The organism is Acetobacteroides hydrogenigenes (genome assembly GCF_004340205.1).
Classification (GTDB): Bacteria; Bacteroidota; Bacteroidia; order Bacteroidales; family ZOR0009; genus Acetobacteroides; species Acetobacteroides hydrogenigenes.
In genome coordinates, this window is record NZ_SLWB01000008.1 from 36863 (window position 1) to 53058 (window position 16196).

15 protein-coding genes and 1 riboswitch are annotated in these 16196 nt (G+C 49.5%); of the genes, 3 read left to right on the forward strand and 12 right to left on the reverse strand.

The features are described from left to right. Window positions 1-19: 19 nt before the first annotated feature. From CLV25_RS09405 to panB, 4 genes are all read right to left on the reverse strand, one after another. Entirely contained in the window at window positions 20-892 is an 873-nt protein-coding gene (locus CLV25_RS09405) for a DUF4197 domain-containing protein (RefSeq protein ID WP_131839398.1), read from the reverse strand. A gap of 2 nt (window positions 893-894) precedes the next feature. Next, window positions 895-2130 (reverse strand): imidazolonepropionase, encoded by a 1236-nt coding sequence (gene hutI / locus CLV25_RS09410; protein WP_131839399.1) that lies wholly within the window; start codon window positions 2128-2130, stop codon window positions 895-897. Between the two features lie 773 nt (window positions 2131-2903). Further along, window positions 2904-3605 (reverse strand): RluA family pseudouridine synthase, encoded by a 702-nt coding sequence (locus CLV25_RS09415; RefSeq protein WP_131839400.1) that lies wholly within the window; start codon window positions 3603-3605, stop codon window positions 2904-2906. A gap of 3 nt (window positions 3606-3608) precedes the next feature. After that, complete coding sequence (gene panB, locus CLV25_RS09420; protein WP_131839401.1) at window positions 3609-4424, reverse strand: 3-methyl-2-oxobutanoate hydroxymethyltransferase; 816 nt, start codon at window positions 4422-4424, stop codon at window positions 3609-3611. A gap of 280 nt (window positions 4425-4704) precedes the next feature. Here panB and CLV25_RS09425 point away from each other — a divergent pair, with 280 nt between their 5' ends. Further along, window positions 4705-5166: a hypothetical protein gene (locus tag CLV25_RS09425; protein WP_131839402.1), complete on the forward strand. Its 462-nt coding sequence runs from the start codon at window positions 4705-4707 to the stop codon at window positions 5164-5166. Window positions 5167-5236: 70 nt separating this feature from the next. On the opposite strand, the gene CLV25_RS09430 is transcribed toward CLV25_RS09425, so the two are convergent. From CLV25_RS09430 to trxA, 5 genes are all read right to left on the reverse strand, one after another. Next, entirely contained in the window at window positions 5237-5875 is a 639-nt protein-coding gene (locus CLV25_RS09430) for a thiamine diphosphokinase (RefSeq protein ID WP_131839403.1), read from the reverse strand. After that, window positions 5862-6467, reverse strand: coding sequence for a nicotinamide riboside transporter PnuC (gene pnuC, locus CLV25_RS09435; RefSeq protein WP_131839404.1), 606 nt, complete (start codon window positions 6465-6467; stop codon window positions 5862-5864). Before pnuC ends, CLV25_RS09430 begins: the two co-directional genes overlap by 14 nt. A gap of 96 nt (window positions 6468-6563) precedes the next feature. Continuing rightward, window positions 6564-9005: a TonB-dependent receptor gene (locus CLV25_RS09440; RefSeq protein ID WP_131839405.1), complete on the reverse strand. Its 2442-nt coding sequence runs from the start codon at window positions 9003-9005 to the stop codon at window positions 6564-6566. 77 nt (window positions 9006-9082) lie between these two features. Continuing rightward, window positions 9083-9178: riboswitch (TPP riboswitch) on the reverse strand. A 216-nt stretch (window positions 9179-9394) separates the two neighbouring features. After that, complete coding sequence (locus CLV25_RS09445; protein ID WP_131839406.1) at window positions 9395-10945, reverse strand: glycosyltransferase family 39 protein; 1551 nt, start codon at window positions 10943-10945, stop codon at window positions 9395-9397. A gap of 121 nt (window positions 10946-11066) precedes the next feature. Continuing rightward, entirely contained in the window at window positions 11067-11420 is a 354-nt protein-coding gene (gene trxA, locus CLV25_RS09450; protein WP_131839407.1) for a thioredoxin, read from the reverse strand. A 132-nt stretch (window positions 11421-11552) separates the two neighbouring features. Here trxA and CLV25_RS09455 point away from each other — a divergent pair, with 132 nt between their 5' ends. Next, window positions 11553-12986, forward strand: coding sequence for a CCA tRNA nucleotidyltransferase (locus CLV25_RS09455; RefSeq protein WP_131839408.1), 1434 nt, complete (start codon window positions 11553-11555; stop codon window positions 12984-12986). Between the two features lie 102 nt (window positions 12987-13088). Here the strand turns inward: CLV25_RS09455 and CLV25_RS09460 are convergent, their stop codons facing one another. After that, window positions 13089-13883 carry a DUF4382 domain-containing protein gene (locus CLV25_RS09460; RefSeq protein ID WP_131839409.1) on the reverse strand — a complete coding sequence of 265 codons (795 nt, stop codon included), beginning with the start codon at window positions 13881-13883 and terminating at the stop codon, window positions 13089-13091. Between the two features lie 126 nt (window positions 13884-14009). Between CLV25_RS09460 and CLV25_RS09465 the strand changes: the two genes are divergently transcribed. Continuing rightward, window positions 14010-14360, forward strand: a complete 351-nt coding sequence (locus CLV25_RS09465) for a hypothetical protein (protein ID WP_131839410.1) — start codon at window positions 14010-14012, stop codon at window positions 14358-14360. Window positions 14361-14367: 7 nt separating this feature from the next. On the opposite strand, the gene CLV25_RS09470 is transcribed toward CLV25_RS09465, so the two are convergent. Both CLV25_RS09470 and CLV25_RS09475 read right to left on the reverse strand, forming a co-directional pair. Continuing rightward, complete coding sequence (locus CLV25_RS09470) at window positions 14368-15642, reverse strand: nucleotide sugar dehydrogenase (protein ID WP_131839411.1); 1275 nt, start codon at window positions 15640-15642, stop codon at window positions 14368-14370. Window positions 15643-15786: 144 nt separating this feature from the next. Further along, entirely contained in the window at window positions 15787-16152 is a 366-nt protein-coding gene (locus CLV25_RS09475; protein WP_317129318.1) for a four helix bundle protein, read from the reverse strand. Window positions 16153-16196: the final 44 nt, after the last annotated feature.

The following is a 16196-nucleotide window of genomic DNA, read 5'->3' on the forward strand; positions in this document are numbered from 1 at the left end:
TTCTAATCCTTTAATAGGTTTATTTAGTAGTTCCAAAAATCTTTTTCACCAAATCGGAGCCATACTTAGCAGGCTCTTGACGGATTTTGCCCTCCTCTTTTTCGACCAAGATAAAGAGCCCATCGACAGCCTTGTTGGTTACGTACTGTTCAAGATCAGCATTAACCTGCTCCTTTGCCAAAAATGGCGCCACCTTGTTGTACTTGTCGACAAGCGGCTTCCAGTACTTTGTGATGGCAACCTGCGATAGGGCATCGGCTACTACTGGCTTAAACTGGTTGGCCAGCTCAGCCCCAGCGGTGTTGCGCAGGTAAAGGGTTGCGGCATTCTTATCGCCTGTAACAATCTTTGCCGCATCGGCAAACGACATGTTGACTATTGCAGCCAAGAAAATTGGAGCAGCCTTTTTGGCCGCTTCTTCGGCAGCACGATTAAGCTTTTCCTCGAAAATATCGACCTGGTACTGCAGCCCCAATTTTACGGCATATTCTTTTACAGCAATGGCCTCCTTGGGGAAGGGAATGCGAATATCGAGATTCTTATTGAAGCCGTCGAGCATTGATGCCGACTCGGCAGATTTTGAGGCGGCAATTTTCAGCGCATCCTTAAGTCCATTCGAGTAATCGGAATTCGACAAGGAAAGTATTGACGACAATCCCGTAGCCAGCGTACTTTTGGATGTAGCGGTGGTTGATGTTGACGCCGATGTAGGCGCAGTGGTTCCGGTAGCAGCACCTGCGGGTGCAGCTGTTGATGTGCTGCTTTTGGTGGTTGTTGTAGCCTTCGTGGTTTTTACCACCTTCCGTGTTTTCTTTTTCGATGTTTGTGCATCAACATCTTGTGCCGACACAAGCAGTGCAGCCACAGCAATAATCGTCAGTGCTCTCTTCATGGTTATATCCTTTTACCGTTTAAAAATACCCTATCGACCAGCTTCTGGGTATACGCATAGGGCATATACTCGTACGATGGGATTGGTTTTGTGATAAAGAAGTTGGCAATCTTTCCTCTAGAGATCGATCCATGCGTACCGCTTAGCCCCATTGCGTAGGCCGAGTTGATGGTGGCTGCGTTGATCGCCTCTTCGGGAACCATCCGCATCTTTACACATGCCAAACTTAAGATAAATTTCATATCTCCCGAAGGCGATGAACCAGGATTGTAGTCGGAAGCAAGAGCTACGGGCAGCCCTGCATCTATCATCTTACGGGCAGGTGGATAGTCCATCCCCAAGAAGAAGGCGGCACCCGGTAGTAGTGTAGCCATAGTTGTTGAATCGAGCAGCGAGGCAATCTCCTCCTCACCGGTAAACTCGAGGTGATCAACCGAGAGGGCCGAATGCTTTACGCCCAGCTGTATGCCGCCCGAAAGCGCCAGCTCGTTGGCGTGTATTTTAGGTCGAAGGCCGTACTTTGCGGCAGCCTCGAGCATGCGCTCGGTTTCTTCGACAGTAAAGAAGCCCTTATCGCAGAATACATCGATGTAGTCGGCCAGGTTCTCGGCGGCAACCTGCGGAATCATCTCCTTAACGATCAGATCGACGTACTCCGACTGGCGACCACGGTACTCCATTGGCACCGCATGGGCGCCTAGGAAGGTTGACTTAACCGTAATGGGAGATTCGGAACGTATACGGCGGATTACGCGAAGCATCTTTAGCTCCGATTCGGTTGAGAGGCCGTAGCCGCTCTTCACCTCTACCGCTCCGGTACCCAACGAAACGATTTCGTTGATGCGCTCCATGGCCGATTCAAAAAGCTCATCCTCCGATGCGGCACGAAGGCGCTCGGCAGAGTTCAGGATACCGCCTCCCCGCTTGGCGATCTCCTCGTACGAGAGCCCGCGAATCTTATCGACGTACTCTATCTCGCGGCTTCCGGCGTACACCAGGTGGGTGTGCGAGTCGCAGAACGAAGGGAACACCATGCAGCCCGTGGCATCGACCACCTCGGCATCGGGATGATCGGGACAGCTGCTCATCGGCCCGAAATCGGCAAAAAGGCCATCGTATATATATAGGTATGCATCATCTATAGAGGGAAGCTCCTTCATATCGCTTCCGGCCACCCAAGTTTTGGGCATATCCTCTATCTGAACCAGCTTTTTTATGTTCTTTACTAACAGTTTCATAGCATTTATTATTTACAAAGCTTCAAACAGAAACTTTACCAGGGTAAAATTATAAAAAAACAGAACCTAGCGAGCGTTTATTGGATATTTAAAGAAAAGGCTGCAACGAAGACGATAAACCTTTCGAGCCGTGAGGACGAAAGGAAATCTCCGTATAAAAAACGTGCACCTCCACCCCCATCTGGCAACATCCTATCGGAAAATCGGGCTCCTCCACACCGTTGCAACAATTGCCGAGAGGAAATTTGCATTCGCCTCTTTGGAATGAAAAATGCGTAGAAGAAAATCGCGCTTGGCGCTCCCAAATGAAAAAAGCGTGGAAGAAATTTGCACTTGACGCTCCCGAATGAAAAACTCGTGGAAGAAATTTGCACTTGGCGCTCCCGAATGAAAAAAGCGTGGAAGAAATTTGCACTTGGCGCTCCCGAATGAAAAATGCGTAGAAGAAATTTGCACTTGGCGCTCCCAAATGAAAAACTCGTGGAAGAAATTTGCACTTGGCGCTCCCGAATGAAAAAAGCGTGGAAGAAATTTGCACTTGGCGCTCCCGAATGAAAAAAGCGTAGAAGAAATTTGCACTTGGCGCTCCCAGATGAAAAACTCGTGGAAGAAATTTCCATTTGGCGCTCCCAAATGAAAAACTCGTGGAAGAAATTTGCACTTGGCGCTCCCAGATGAAAAACGCGCAGAGGAAGCGGTATCTCAGCCGCATGCCCCCTCCTCTTCAAAAAGGAAATCCCGGCAACAGGTTGCTCTTGCCGGGACTTATAGGGTTAAACGCCTTTTTCTACTGCTTTTGCGAAGAACTGCCACAGCGCATCGTCGGGGACGGGGGCAACGATGGTGATCTTCTCCTTCTTTACTGGATGGAGGAACTCCACCTTACGGGCATGCAGGCAGATACCGCCATCGGGGTTCGAGCGGGGAAAGCCGTACTTCAGATCGCCCTTGATGGGCGAGCCGATGCTGGAGAGCTGAGCGCGAATCTGGTGGTGACGCCCCGTTAGGAGCTCCACCTCAACCAACGAGTAGTTGTCGCTCTTGCAGATAACCTTGTACCGCAGCTTGGCCTCCTTGGTGGTAGACTTGGGCGCGTCGAAAACGTAGCTCTTGTTCTGCTTCTCGTTGCGCGAGAGGTGGTGCACCAGCATATTCTCATCCTTTTCGGGAGCCTTCTTAACGATAGCCCAGTAGGTTTTATCGACGCCGCCATCGCGGAACAGCGCATTCATACGCTCTAGCGCTTTGCTGGTTTTGGCAAAGATTACCACCCCGGTGGTTGGCCTGTCGATGCGGTGCGTTACGCCAAGAAATACGTTGCCGGGCTTGGCATCGCGCTCCTTAATGTAGGCCTTTACAACCTCGGAGAGCGGCATGTCGCCCGTTTTATCGCCCTGTACGATATCGCCCACCTGCTTGTTGTACACCAGCAGGTGGTTATCCTCGTAAATAATATTTTCGGGTTTAACCGCCATCTGCTAGTACTGCTCGTTTTCGTTAGGAAAATCGCGGCTCTTTACGTCCTTGATGTAGGCCTCGGTGGCCTCCTTCATCTCCTCGAAAAGGTTCAGGTAGCGGCGAAGGAATCGGGGCGAGAACTCGTGGGTGATGCCCATCATATCGTGCGACACCAGCACCTGCCCATCGACGCCGTTACCGGCTCCAATGCCGATGATCGGAATCTTCAGCTCGCTGGCAACCTGGGTGGCAAGAGCCGCAGGAATCTTTTCCAGCACAACCGAGAAGCATCCGGCAACCTCCAACAGGTGGGCATCCTGGATTAGCTTATCGGCCTCTTCCTTCTCCCTGGCACGAACGGTGTAGGTGCCAAACTTATGGATGGACTGAGGGGTAAGGCCAAGGTGCCCCATTACGGGGATTCCGGCCGAAAGGATACGCTGAACCGATTCTATAACCTCGGCGCCACCCTCCATCTTAACGGCATCGGCCTCGCTCTCCTTCATAATGCGAATGGCAGAGGCCAGCGCCTCCTTCGAGTTACCCTGGTAGGTTCCGAAAGGGAGGTCAACCACTACAAGGGCACGCTTTACGGCACGAACAACCGACTGCGCATGGTATATCATTTGATCGAGCGTAATGGGTACGGTGGATTTGTGACCAGCCATTACGTTCGATGCCGAATCTCCAACGAGAAGAACATCGATGCCGGCAGCATCAAGGATTCGGGCCATAGAGTAGTCGTAGGCGGTAAGCATTGCGATCTTCTCTCCCTTTGCCTTCATCTCCATAAGACGATGGGTGGTTACCACCCTTACGTTGCTTTCTACTGACATGGTTTTGGTTTTTAGGTAAACCGAATACATTAGATTTATTCGGCAAATCTACTAAGTTCAATTCAGATTATGGGGTTTTGTGGCTATTAATAACACTTAGCAACATTCGAACGAATGTTTTCGCCAGCTAATAATGCAGCCGTCATAGCAATAGGCACGGCTTGACAAAAAATGAATTGTTAAAATTGCAGCGCCAACATGGGGTCTTCGCATTATTTTCTACATTTACGGGCGTTGGATTATGGGAATGTTTTAGTTTAAATCAACAAACACGTGCAAAATGCTTATTTACAACTTTGACAGCCTAACGGGGCGCGAGGTTCAGGTTCTCCGTGGGTACATTAAAGGTTTGACTAAGCGATATTGGATTTATGCTGGCTCTACTGCACTACTCATTATCGCTCTTTCGTTCGTAGGACTTGGGGTTGGGGGAATCGTAATTGGGTTACCGCTTAACTTTATTGGCTGGGGAGTCCTTTTCACCTACAAGTTTGTAGCAATCCTTAGAGACATTAAGGAACGAATAAAGGTTGTTGGAACAGGGATTATTAAGGAAAAAATTTCGTTTAGAAAGAAGAGAAACCTCGTAATGGAGATTAACGGAACCAAAGTATTCAACAACATGTGCTTCCGACTTCTAAACGAGGAATCGTGGAACCACTTCAATCCAGGCGATCAGGTTTACGTAGAGTACGCTCGCCACTCGAAGCTGATTCTAAACTACAACAAGCACTCGGCTTAGGCTACAACACCAAAAGACATTAAAAAGGGAGCATCAATCGGCTCCCTTTTGTATTTTGATATACTAAGCATCAAACCTTCTGCATGTACGCCTGATACACCAGCACCCTTCCTCCTTCGAAAATTACGGTGAAGCTATCGCCTAACGCCTCGTTAAGCGTCCCCTCCCACCACGAGAGCAGCGGCCGCTCCGTGATATCCCACTTTAGCCCCTTATAGCTTATAGGAGTATTGGGGGTTAGCGAAAACAGCGACACCTGTTGCCCTTTATGGCTGGGAATGGTTGTCGTTTCATATATCGCCATAAAGCGGCCGTAGTCGGTGTACATGAGCACGTCGGCATTTTCGGCATACCGCGAAAGCAGCGAGATATTCCCTAGGGTATGGTCCTCGCGAAGCCCTGTTGCACCTAGGATAACGATCTTCTCAGAATTCATCGACAGTGCAAGTTCAAAGGCCTTGGTCAAATCGTTCGATTCCTGCGATTCTATTCTTACAACCTTATCGCCCAGCCTATCGAGCAGCTCCATATTAAGCGAGTCGAGATCGCCAACGACATAGTCGGGCATTCGAATGCCGCTTCCTATGAGCTTTTGGGCTGCACCATCGCAGCAGATAACCATCCGCGCTCTACGAAGAATCGCCAAAGGTATAGGATGGGCAGGAAATTGACCATCGGCAAGGATTACGGTTACATCAGATTCTATCATATGCTACTTGTTGCTCGGCAAGCCTTTTCCTCCACGAGTAGTAGCCAACAACTGACATCACGGTGTAGAAGAAAAACAGGACCACCGATGGGTAAAGCCCCTTCCAGTAGTAGAGGCATAGCGATACAAAGTTAGCAATTACCCAAATCCACCACATATCGATGATCTTTTTTGCCAGCATCCAGGTAGCTACTATGCCCAACGAGGTGGTAAACGAATCCCAGTAAGGCACGGGAGAGTCGGTATAACGCTTAAGGATTTCGGCGATGCCAAAAAAGAGCAGCGTAGCTATCAGAGATAGCGCAACCGCCAAACGACCGTTAAGCCGAACTATAGGTAAATTGTCCGGCTCGCCCTCGCCCGATCCTCGCCACCACCTGTACCATCCATAAATGCTAATAAGCACATAGTACAGCTGCAAGCCCATATCGGCATAGAACTTTGCAGAGAAAAATATCGCCACATAGAACGCCGACGAGAGCAACCCTACGGGCCATAGCCATACGTTTTCCTTAATCTCGAGGTAAAGAAATAATAGGCCTAAAGTGGCTCCTATCAGCTCTACATAGTTGGCGATTATCCAAGCGAGCATATCATCATATTTTATGTAGAGACGCACTGTAGTGCGTCTTTTTACCAACATAGAGACGCCCTAATAGGGCGTCTCTACAAATATTATTAAACAAATTTAGAACCTCAACGCCAAACGGCACCAGTAGTTACGGGTTGCCTGAGGGAACAGACCATCCTCGATATACTCTGAGTTGTCCTGAAACTCGGCCCTGTAAATCCAAGCATTGGCGATATACTTCTCGTTGAAGAGGTTGTTTACGCCTACCTGCAAGATAATATTCTTAAGTCCAACGATCGAAAAATCGTATCCTGCACGTAAACTGTTTACAAGGTAAGCGTTCAACTTTCTTTTCTCGCTCTGCGAGTTGTCGTAGTACTGCTCGCCTACGTACTTGGTGGTTAAATCAACCCGAAAGCCCTTTAGCGGCTCGAAGGTAAACATGCTCGATCCAATTACATTTGGAGAGAACGAGATGCTGGTTGTTCCTAGGTTGTACTCATTCATCTTTACGAAATTCCAATCGTTTTGGTTGTCGTACAGCTCCACCGAGTAGGTAAAGTTCTTAATCTTGTTCTGGCTCAGCGTTAGGTTTCCCTCCCACTTTAGGTTATCAAGAATCTTAACTGCAGCCATAAGTTCCACACCCGTACGGTAGCTCTTTGGAGCATTCTCGCGAATTGGGTAGCCTACATTGTTAAGCTTTCCGGTAAGCACAAGCTGATCCTTATACTGCATGTAGTAGAGGTTTGCTCCGAGGCTTAGCCCACTACCTGCATACTTATAGCCCAGCTCATAGTCGATCAAACGCTCGGGGGTTAAACCCTTATCCGACTTAATACCATCGGTATAGTCGCTGCGGGTAGGCTCGCGATGGGCAACCGACACCGATGCAAAAAGGCTATTCTGATCGTTGAGGGTGTAGTATGCACCAAACTTAGGATTCCAGAAGTCGAAGCGGTGATTCTGCGAAATATTGGTCATGTCATCGTCTAAGCCCTTCATTCTATAGTTCACGTAGCGGTACTGAACATCGCCAAAGAAGCTGAGCTGGCTTGTAGCCTGCCAGGTTGCCTTCAGGTAGGTGTTGGCATCATCCTTAGTAGACTTGCTACGGTACCACTCGTAGTCGGCAGGAATACCATGGTTGAACTCCGCCCACTTAATCTTCCCAAAGTGATCGTTGGTAAAGCGGCTTACCGAGCCACCAAGCGTAAAGCATAGCGATTCTACCGGAGCATATACAAACGAGTAGGTCGATCCGACGTTGTCGTTGTCCAGCCACTTCTGCACGATGAAGTCGCTCTTCTTGCGGAGCACGTTATCTACCGTAATGGTTGGCAAACCGTACTTCGAGAACTTGGCATCATCCTTATAGTTGTCGTAGTACCCCTCGCCGTGGGTAAAGAAGAAGCCAAGGTTGAGCGTCATCTTTTCGGTTAGCTTGTTGGTATAGTTTACCAAATAGTGCGTCTGCTTGTAGTTATCGGTTTGGTTATCGTATATGCGGCGAACGCCCTTGCTATCGTAGTAGATACCCTCGGGGTTGTAGGTACGGTTGGTGTCGATAACGCTGCTGGGCACGCCAGTCCAGCTGATACCGGTATGCTCCTCACCATAAATCACGCTTGCCTTCAGGGTACTTCTATCGCCATAGTAGGTACCCGAAACCTGTGCCGACTTGTGATCGGAGGTAGCCCTATCCATGTAGCCATCGCTCTTGGCGCGCGAGATGCGCGCATCGAAGCTGAAACGGTTGTTGATGATGCCTGTTCCAAGCAGGGCATTGCTTCGCCACGAGCTATACGATCCCAAATAGTTGTTAAGCTCAGCATAAGGCTCGCTGCTTAGCGCCCCGGTTTGGAAGTTAACCGTTGCACCAAAGGCTCCCGATCCATTGGTAGATGTTCCCACGCCGCGCTGTATCTGCACGCTGCTGGCCGACGAGGTAATGTCGGGCATGTTTACGAAGAAGACCTGCTGCGACTCGGGGTCGTTAATAGGGAAACCATCTACGGTGATGTTGATGCGCGAAGCATCGGTACCGCGGATGCTGAAGGCGGTGTTGCCAATGCCGATACCGCTCTCGGTGGTGGCCACGAACGATGGCGTTAGCTCGAAGATCTGCGCCACATCGCCCCCAGTGTTCTGCTTCTTGATTTCGTATGCCTTAAGATCGGTAAAGGCCATTGGGGTACGCTTCGATGCGCGGATGGCCGATACCACCACCTCGCTGCCCAGCACGCTTTGGGCTTCGAGCGTAATGTTTAGCGTTACGTTATCCTTAACATCAACCTTTACCTCCTTGGTCTTATAGCCGATATAGCTTGCCCTTAAGGTGTACGCCCCGTCGCGGATACCCGTTAACCTGTAAAAACCCTTTTCGTTGGTGGTAGTTCCCCTACCCGACCCAACAAGGGTGATGGTTGAACCTACAAGCGGAGCCCCATCGACTCCCTGAACGGTTCCAGAAATAGTTTTTCCTCCTCCGCCGTTAGCCCACGAGAATAGGGCGCTAACCACAAAGAGCACTACTAAAAACACGCTTAGCTTGCGCATGACTGAATCTTTTAATAATTAAACATTGGGCGCTAGTGAGACGCCAATACCAAAAATTAAAAGGGGGAAATGTTTTAACAAGAAATCGCTTTACTCCCTACGCCAGCACTACCTGGATCAGGTTAAAGGGTATAATCTCAGCCCGTACTATTAGGGCACCCCCGTTAGACGTGGCAAAGATAAAGCAAAAAAAATGGGAAATTGGGGCTTTTTTGAAAAATTCTTCGTCATCCAACGCGGAGGCGCTAAGGTACAGAGCCCACTGAATTCTCTTTTTCCTATAAATGATGATAGTTTAACCTATCAACGACGATAGTCAACCTATCGGGAATAGCAGTAGGGGCGCAGCATTTTGCGCCCCTACCTAACCTATTATTCGAATAGCTGATCTAAAATATATCAAACGTCTTGATACGCCTATCCGCCATTGCGTAAAACGCCTGCGTAAACTGGGCATTGGCGCCAGTCAGCAGGTAGATGCCGGTTCCCTTCTCGCGCGCAAACCTACTATCAACCTCTCCAACACACTTCACCTCCCGAAACATCGCGGCCACCTCCGCACTTGGCTGATTCCCCACCAAAACAATGTTTTTTATGGTATCAAGGCGTGGCAGCCAGAAGATGTAGTCGGCATTAAAGGCGTAGGCCTCTGCCATCGCACCCCTATTGTAGTAGTTTAGCGCACCAGTTTGCCCGTAGTTGTCGCAAAAGACAAGGGTATTCCGCCTCTCCCCTTCGGGAATCATCCGGTAGGCCTTTAGCGACTTATCGGCCATCTCGCGCCAACCAACCATATCGGCAAAATCTTGGGGCAGCTCATGGTTCTTGCCATCCTCCCAGCGGAGCATGCCCATCTTTTCGAAGGCTGTCGGATTTTGGGATATCGCCAATGGTGTTGATATAGGATAGATAAGTTCAGCGGTCAAAATAAAAACAGCAAGATTGCAGCCAGCCAGCAATGGGATAACAATCCGATTCCATTTTAGCGATAGGATACGCTCCAGATAAACGCTGCCGAAAGCCAGCAGCACCGGATACAATCCAACGGCGTAGTACCCTTTTGCTTTTAGGATGGCATAGAGCGAGAGAATCACAACAATGCTAATCCCAACAAACCGATACGGCTTAAATGGCTTAAAGCAGGCAAACGCAACCAACCCAGCAACCGCCAAAGCCAACGAGCCAGACAGGTACATCAGCTGCTCCTTTAAAAAACTCAAGGACGAGTTATTGTCGAGTTGGGTAGATTTCAGCGCCTTCATATGCTCGACGGCGGGGAAATGATGGGCAACCTGCCAAAGAATGTTGGGCAGCAAAAGAACCACCAGGAGCCCAATAGCCTTCCATACCGAAGCGCCTACCAACAACCTTCGCTGTTCGGTTAGCAGAATGGCAACAGCTAGCCCAAAAAGCAGGAATACGAGGGTGTACTTATTGTAAATCCCCAGTGCAATAACGGCTGATAGGCCGTAAATCCACTTCGACTTATCGGTTTTAACGTACTTAATAAGAAAATAGAAGGCCATTGTCCATGCCAAAATATCGAAAGCATTAGGCTGGAACAGGATATTCAGCCGTACCAAAACCGAGAAGAGTATGGCGCATCCCGCAAGAATCCGCGACAATAGGCTTCCGCCTATCGCCTCAACAATAAGCCAGGTAAAGACGATGGTTAGCGCACCAAAGAGCGATGGAACGAAGCGCACCCAAAACAGGCCTCCGCCAAACAAGTAAATAATGGAAGAAAACAACGACGTAAGCGGGGGAACGCAGATAAACCCAAAATCGAGGTGCTTGGCTTGATCGAGGTACAAGAACTCATCGCGATGTAGCTCGTAAACCTGATTAACCAGCGTAAATTGCAGAACAAACTTTATCGAAACCAGCAGCAGCAATATCCAGTATTGACTAGTAAAGTTCTTGATCTTTGATGAAATCATTTTAGTACATATTTTTTGCGCTATGACGATCTAATAGTGCAATAAGTTACAGCCTATAAAAATAAAAAGAAGGGATAAACTGTAGTCTATTCCTTCTTTATAAAATGCAATACAAGACCTATCACACCCCTAGGACCTCTTTAAAGGCATCAATAAAGGCATGCTTGGGTAGCGCTCCTGCTGCCATTTGAGGTTCTCCATCGGCAGGAATAAAGAGAAGGCTCGGCACGCTACGAATACCGAAAGCCGCTGAGAGCTCCATTTCGGCATCAGTATCCACCTTATAGAAGTCGATCTTGCCCTGATAATCCTTCGATAGTTCTTCGAGCACGGGTGCAACCGCCTTGCATGGACCGCACCAGGTAGCGTAAAAGTCGATAATGGCAGGCTTTGTGCCCTTGTATTTCCAGTTCTTTTCGGTTGCGTAGTCAAAAATCTTTTCCTTGAAAGATTGCGTTGTTAAAACTTCTACCATAATAAACGTTTTAGAATAGTACCTTTGCAGCCCCGATGGGGCTTTTCTCCATCAAACATATACGCCATTGTTTTGTTCGATACTAGCTGTAATTGGCGTATTTTTGCAACGACAAATAGGATTATCAGACTAATGCGCAAATATTTCAAACACCCCATTTTTAAGCTTATTGCAGAAGTAGTAGAAGAGCTACAGGTGGAAGCCTATGTAATTGGCGGCTTTGTACGCGATCGGCTACTGCACCGCGAGTCGAAGGATATCGATATTGTGGTGGTAGGTAGCGGCATCGAGCTGGCCGAACGGGTAGCCCTACGCCTAGGCCATCGGGCAAAGGTGAGCGTCTTCAAGAACTTTGGGACGGCCATGGTAAAGTATAAAAATCTAGAACTCGAGTTTGTTGGGGCCCGCAAGGAAAGCTACCGCAGCGATTCGCGCAAGCCTATTGTCGAAAACGGTACACTTGAGGATGATCAAAAGCGCCGCGACTTTACCATCAACGCCCTAGCGATGGGACTTAACCAACATAACTACGGTGAGCTGGTAGATCCGTTCAACGGCGTAGAGGACCTAGAGAACTACATCATCCGCACACCACTTGATCCCGACACCACTTTCTCGGACGATCCGCTGCGCATGATCCGCGCCATCCGCTTTGCCACGCAGCTGGGCTTTACCATCGAGCCTGAAACACTCGAATCGATTGCACGGAACCGCGAACGCATCGCCATTGTATCGAAGGAGCGCATCAATGACGAGCTGAATAAGATCTTGCTCTCCCCCATTCCATCCATAGGCTTTCTGCTGTTCGACGAAACGGGACTGCTGGAGTTCATCTTCCCGCAGCTGCACAAGCTGAAGGGGGTGGAACAGGTTGGCAACCGGGCCCACAAGGACAACTTCTACCATACGCTAAAGGTGCTCGACAACATCGCCCGCAACACCGACAACCTTTGGCTGCGCTGGGCGGCGCTCCTGCACGATATTGCCAAGCCTGCCACCAAGGCGTACAACCCGCAGCAGGGTTGGACCTTCCACGGACACGAGTTTCTTGGAGCAAAAATGGTCCCCAACATCTTTAAGGCAATGAAGATGCCACTCAACGAGAAGATGAAGTACGTGCAGAAGTTGGTGCTGCTGCACCTCCGCCCCATCGTCCTCTCGCAGGAGATTGTTACCGATTCGGCCGTACGCCGCCTCCTATTCGATGCCGGCGACGATATCGACGATTTGATGACCCTCTGCGAGGCCGACATCACCTCAGCCAACGACAAGATCGTGGAAAAGCACCTGAAAAACTTTCAGATGGTTCGCCAGAAGCTGAAGGAGATCGAGGAGAAGGATGCAGTCCGCAACTTCCAACCGCCGGTTACAGGCGAGATGATAATGGAGACCTTCGGGCTGACCCCCTGCAAGGCCGTTGGCGACCTAAAGACCATCCTCAAGGACGCCATTCTCGACGGCATAATCCACAATAGCTACGAGGAGGCCTACGCCCTGATGCTCGAAAAGGGCAAGGAGATGGGGCTGACACCTGTGAGTGAACAGGGAGTAGGGAATAGGGAGTAGCGTGCGTGCAGTTTGTCTTGATACGTAATACGCATATCGTGATACTAAAAGAGGGAGCAACCCAAAAGTTGCTCCCTCTCTTTTTCGCAAATCCTTGATGGGTTACTGGAAAGCAACCACGCCAAGATCAAAGATATTTCCAATTGTTACGTTAGCATTCAAATCCTTTGGCTGAAACTTGTAGGTTGGAGCAACCCTTACGGTATACCCACCCTCGGCAACGCCACCAATTAGGAAGCTACCTGCCTTTGCAATTGTGGTGGCAACTGTATCGTTCTTTTGGGTAACCGAGTTCAGCTTAAGCAGGTATACGGTTGTCGAAAGCGTATCAGGAGTAACTTTTCCGGCAATTGCACCACTTGCAGCAGTACGGTAGGCTCTTAGAACTGGCTTCAACGAGTACTTGCCGTTTCCATGTTCCACTATCGACTTTGCTGCATCAAAATCAACTGTCAATACGTAGGCAAGACCAGCCTCCAGCTCGGCATGAAGGTTTAGCTTAAGACCAGACTCTGCTCCACTTGGCACCTTTAGGCTAATGGTTTCTCCATTCTTAAGTACGATGCTATTATTATGACCTAGCTTTAGCCTAATCTGGCTAATCTTTCCGGCAGCAATTTCCTCGCCTGCAAGAATGGTATCAACCCCATTACGGAAATTCAACAGGTTGTAAACGCCTGTTCTTTTCAAAGGAAGCGACTTCCAACCGCCATCGGTTCCATTCACATTATACTCTACTCCCTGAATATCTACCAATACCTTTGCATAGTCGGCTGGCGCATCGGTTAAGCGCACCTCAAAGCGGCTGGTTGTTGTTACGTCCTTATCGGTGCATGATGCTAAACCTCCAAATCCAACAAGCCCTGCTATCAAACCAAAAATTATATTCTTTCTCATACGCTATCCTTTTTGTGATTTAAAAACACATATAGTACAACAAAGAGCTGCATTACCCTACCCTTGCCTTCAAAAATCTCGGGAACGAGCTTTCATGTTTGCGAGAAGGTTCCCGACCCCTCGGGAATGAACTTTCACATCTGCGAGAAGGTTCCCGGAACCTCGGGAATGAACTTTCACATCTGCGAGAAGGTTCCCGACCCCTCAGGAATGAGCTTTCACGTCTGCGAGGAGGTTCACGGAGCCTCGGGAATGAGCTTTCACGGTTGCGAGAGGGTTCACGGGGCCTCGGGAACGAGCTTTCACATCTGCGAGAAGGTTCCCGACCCCTCAGGAATGAGTTTTCACGTCTGCGAGGAGGTTCACGGAGCCTCGGGAATGAGCTTTCACGGTTGCGAGAAGGTTCACGGGGTGTCCTTCAATATGCATCAACTAAAAAACCAACGCTTTAGGGCGCTGGCTTTCAGTATCGGGTAGTCTCTAGCTACAAGCTCCAGTAGGTAAAGGTCTCCCTCATCTCGCGGAAGATGCCCTTTACGTCAACAAAGACGCAGCCCTCGTTGGCTATTGAGCGGAAGTAGTCGCGGTGCGATACGGCCACGATGATGGCGTCGTACCTATCGGTGATCTTACTATCGGCAAGGTGGAAGCCGTACTCGTGGTGCACCTCGTCCGACGAGGCGTAGGGGTCAACCACATCAATCTGATGGATGCCGTACGACTTGAGCTCGTTGTAGATGTCCACCACCTTCGAGTTGCGGATGTCGGCCACATCCTCCTTAAAGGTAACGCCCATGATCAGGATCTTGGCCTTCTTCACCTCCTTGTCGGCGGCAATCACCTTCTTCACCACCTGCTTGGCGATGTACCCGCCCATCGAGTCGTTGATGAAGCGGCCCGAGTTGATGATCTGCGCGTGGTAGCCCAGCGCCTTGGCCTTGTACGATAGGTAGTAGGGGTCTACGCCGATGCAGTGACCGCCCACTAGCCCAGGGAAGAACTTCAGGAAGTTCCACTTCGTACCGGCCGCCTCCAGCACCTCGTAGGTGTTGATGCCCATACGGCTAAAGATGATGGAAAGCTCGTTCATGAAGGCGATGTTGATGTCGCGCTGGGTATTCTCGATGATCTTGGCGGCCTCGGCCACCTTGATGCACGATGCACGGTGTACGCCCGGCTTGATGACGATCTCGTAGGTCTTGGCAATCTCCTCGGCCGATTCGGCATCGCCACCCGAGGTAATCTTTACCACGCTGGTAAGCGTATGCACCTTGTCGCCGGGGTTGATGCGCTCGGGCGAGAAGCCCACCTTAAAGTCTTGGTTAAACTTTAGGCCCGACAGCTTTTCGAGCAGCGGGATGCAGTCCTCCTCGGTGCAGCCAGGGTATACGGTCGACTCGTACACCACGTAGTCGCCCTTCTTCAGCACCTGCCCAATGGTGCGAGTTGCGCCCAAGAGCGGCTTCAGGTCAGGGAGATTATGGTCGTCGATGGGAGTTGGCACAGCCACAATATAGAAGTTGACCTTTCTTAGCTCCTCGATATCCGAGGTGAAAAGAATATCAACACCCTCAAAGGCCTCGTGCTCGAGCTCCTTGCTAGGGTCAATGCCCTGGCGCATCAGCTCCACACGTGCCTCGTTGATGTCGAAACCAACCACCTTAAGCTTGCGGGCAAACTCTAGCGCAATAGGCAACCCCACGTAACCCAATCCGATTACGCCTAGCGTTGCCTTCTTATTTATTAGTTCTTCGTACATATTTTAGTGAGTAGGGAGAAGGGAGTAGGGAGTAGTGGGCTTTCGCACGCACTTACAACCAGCATCCGAGCTCCTATTTGTATTCTTTAGGGAGAAGGGAGTAGAGAGTAGTGGGCTTTCGCACAACCAATCTCCATCCAAACTCTATGTTAGCTTACTATGTAACGATTTAATGAGCGAAACAAGCATCTTCTTTACCTGAAGAAGATGGTCTTCAATATCCGGTTCTGCTTTCGCATAACCCAACCTCTTGGCAATTTCGAGCTGCGTATCTATTTCAGAAACGGAGCCCATTGCAACATATAGGAACTGAATGTACTCCTTTGTGTTCTTTCGAGTAGCACCTTCGGCAATGTTCGAAGGAATAGAGACCGCAGCGCGTCTGATTTGAGATGTTAAGCCGAACTGCTCCGTTTTGGGGAAGTTCTCCGTCATCCGATACAGCTCCACGACCAGTTCGACAGCCATCTGCCAAACCTTCAAGTCGCGATGAGTGGTTATGATATCCATTTATAAACAAGATTGAGTTTAAACATCAAGCTACAAATCATCAA

What these genes read in the sequence shown, in the direction of transcription:
- CLV25_RS09405 (WP_131839398.1), bottom strand. Translation starts at nt 892, where the DNA reads ATGAAGAGAGCACTGACGATTATTGCTGTGGCTGCACTGCTTGTGTCG.
- hutI (WP_131839399.1), bottom strand. Translation starts at nt 2,130, where the DNA reads ATGAAACTGTTAGTAAAGAACATAAAAAAGCTGGTTCAGATAGAGGAT.
- CLV25_RS09415 (WP_131839400.1), bottom strand. Translation starts at nt 3,605, where the DNA reads ATGGCGGTTAAACCCGAAAATATTATTTACGAGGATAACCACCTGCTG.
- panB (WP_131839401.1), bottom strand. Translation starts at nt 4,424, where the DNA reads ATGTCAGTAGAAAGCAACGTAAGGGTGGTAACCACCCATCGTCTTATG.
- CLV25_RS09425 (WP_131839402.1), top strand. Translation starts at nt 4,705, where the DNA reads ATGCTTATTTACAACTTTGACAGCCTAACGGGGCGCGAGGTTCAGGTT.
- CLV25_RS09430 (WP_131839403.1), bottom strand. Translation starts at nt 5,875, where the DNA reads ATGATAGAATCTGATGTAACCGTAATCCTTGCCGATGGTCAATTTCCT.
- pnuC (WP_131839404.1), bottom strand. Translation starts at nt 6,467, where the DNA reads ATGCTCGCTTGGATAATCGCCAACTATGTAGAGCTGATAGGAGCCACT.
- CLV25_RS09440 (WP_131839405.1), bottom strand. Translation starts at nt 9,005, where the DNA reads ATGCGCAAGCTAAGCGTGTTTTTAGTAGTGCTCTTTGTGGTTAGCGCC.
- CLV25_RS09445 (WP_131839406.1), bottom strand. Translation starts at nt 10,945, where the DNA reads ATGATTTCATCAAAGATCAAGAACTTTACTAGTCAATACTGGATATTG.
- trxA (WP_131839407.1), bottom strand. Translation starts at nt 11,420, where the DNA reads ATGGTAGAAGTTTTAACAACGCAATCTTTCAAGGAAAAGATTTTTGAC.
- CLV25_RS09455 (WP_131839408.1), top strand. Translation starts at nt 11,553, where the DNA reads ATGCGCAAATATTTCAAACACCCCATTTTTAAGCTTATTGCAGAAGTA.
- CLV25_RS09460 (WP_131839409.1), bottom strand. Translation starts at nt 13,883, where the DNA reads ATGAGAAAGAATATAATTTTTGGTTTGATAGCAGGGCTTGTTGGATTT.
- CLV25_RS09465 (WP_131839410.1), top strand. Translation starts at nt 14,010, where the DNA reads ATGAACTTTCACATCTGCGAGAAGGTTCCCGGAACCTCGGGAATGAAC.
- CLV25_RS09470 (WP_131839411.1), bottom strand. Translation starts at nt 15,642, where the DNA reads ATGTACGAAGAACTAATAAATAAGAAGGCAACGCTAGGCGTAATCGGA.
- CLV25_RS09475 (WP_317129318.1), bottom strand. Translation starts at nt 16,152, where the DNA reads ATGGATATCATAACCACTCATCGCGACTTGAAGGTTTGGCAGATGGCT.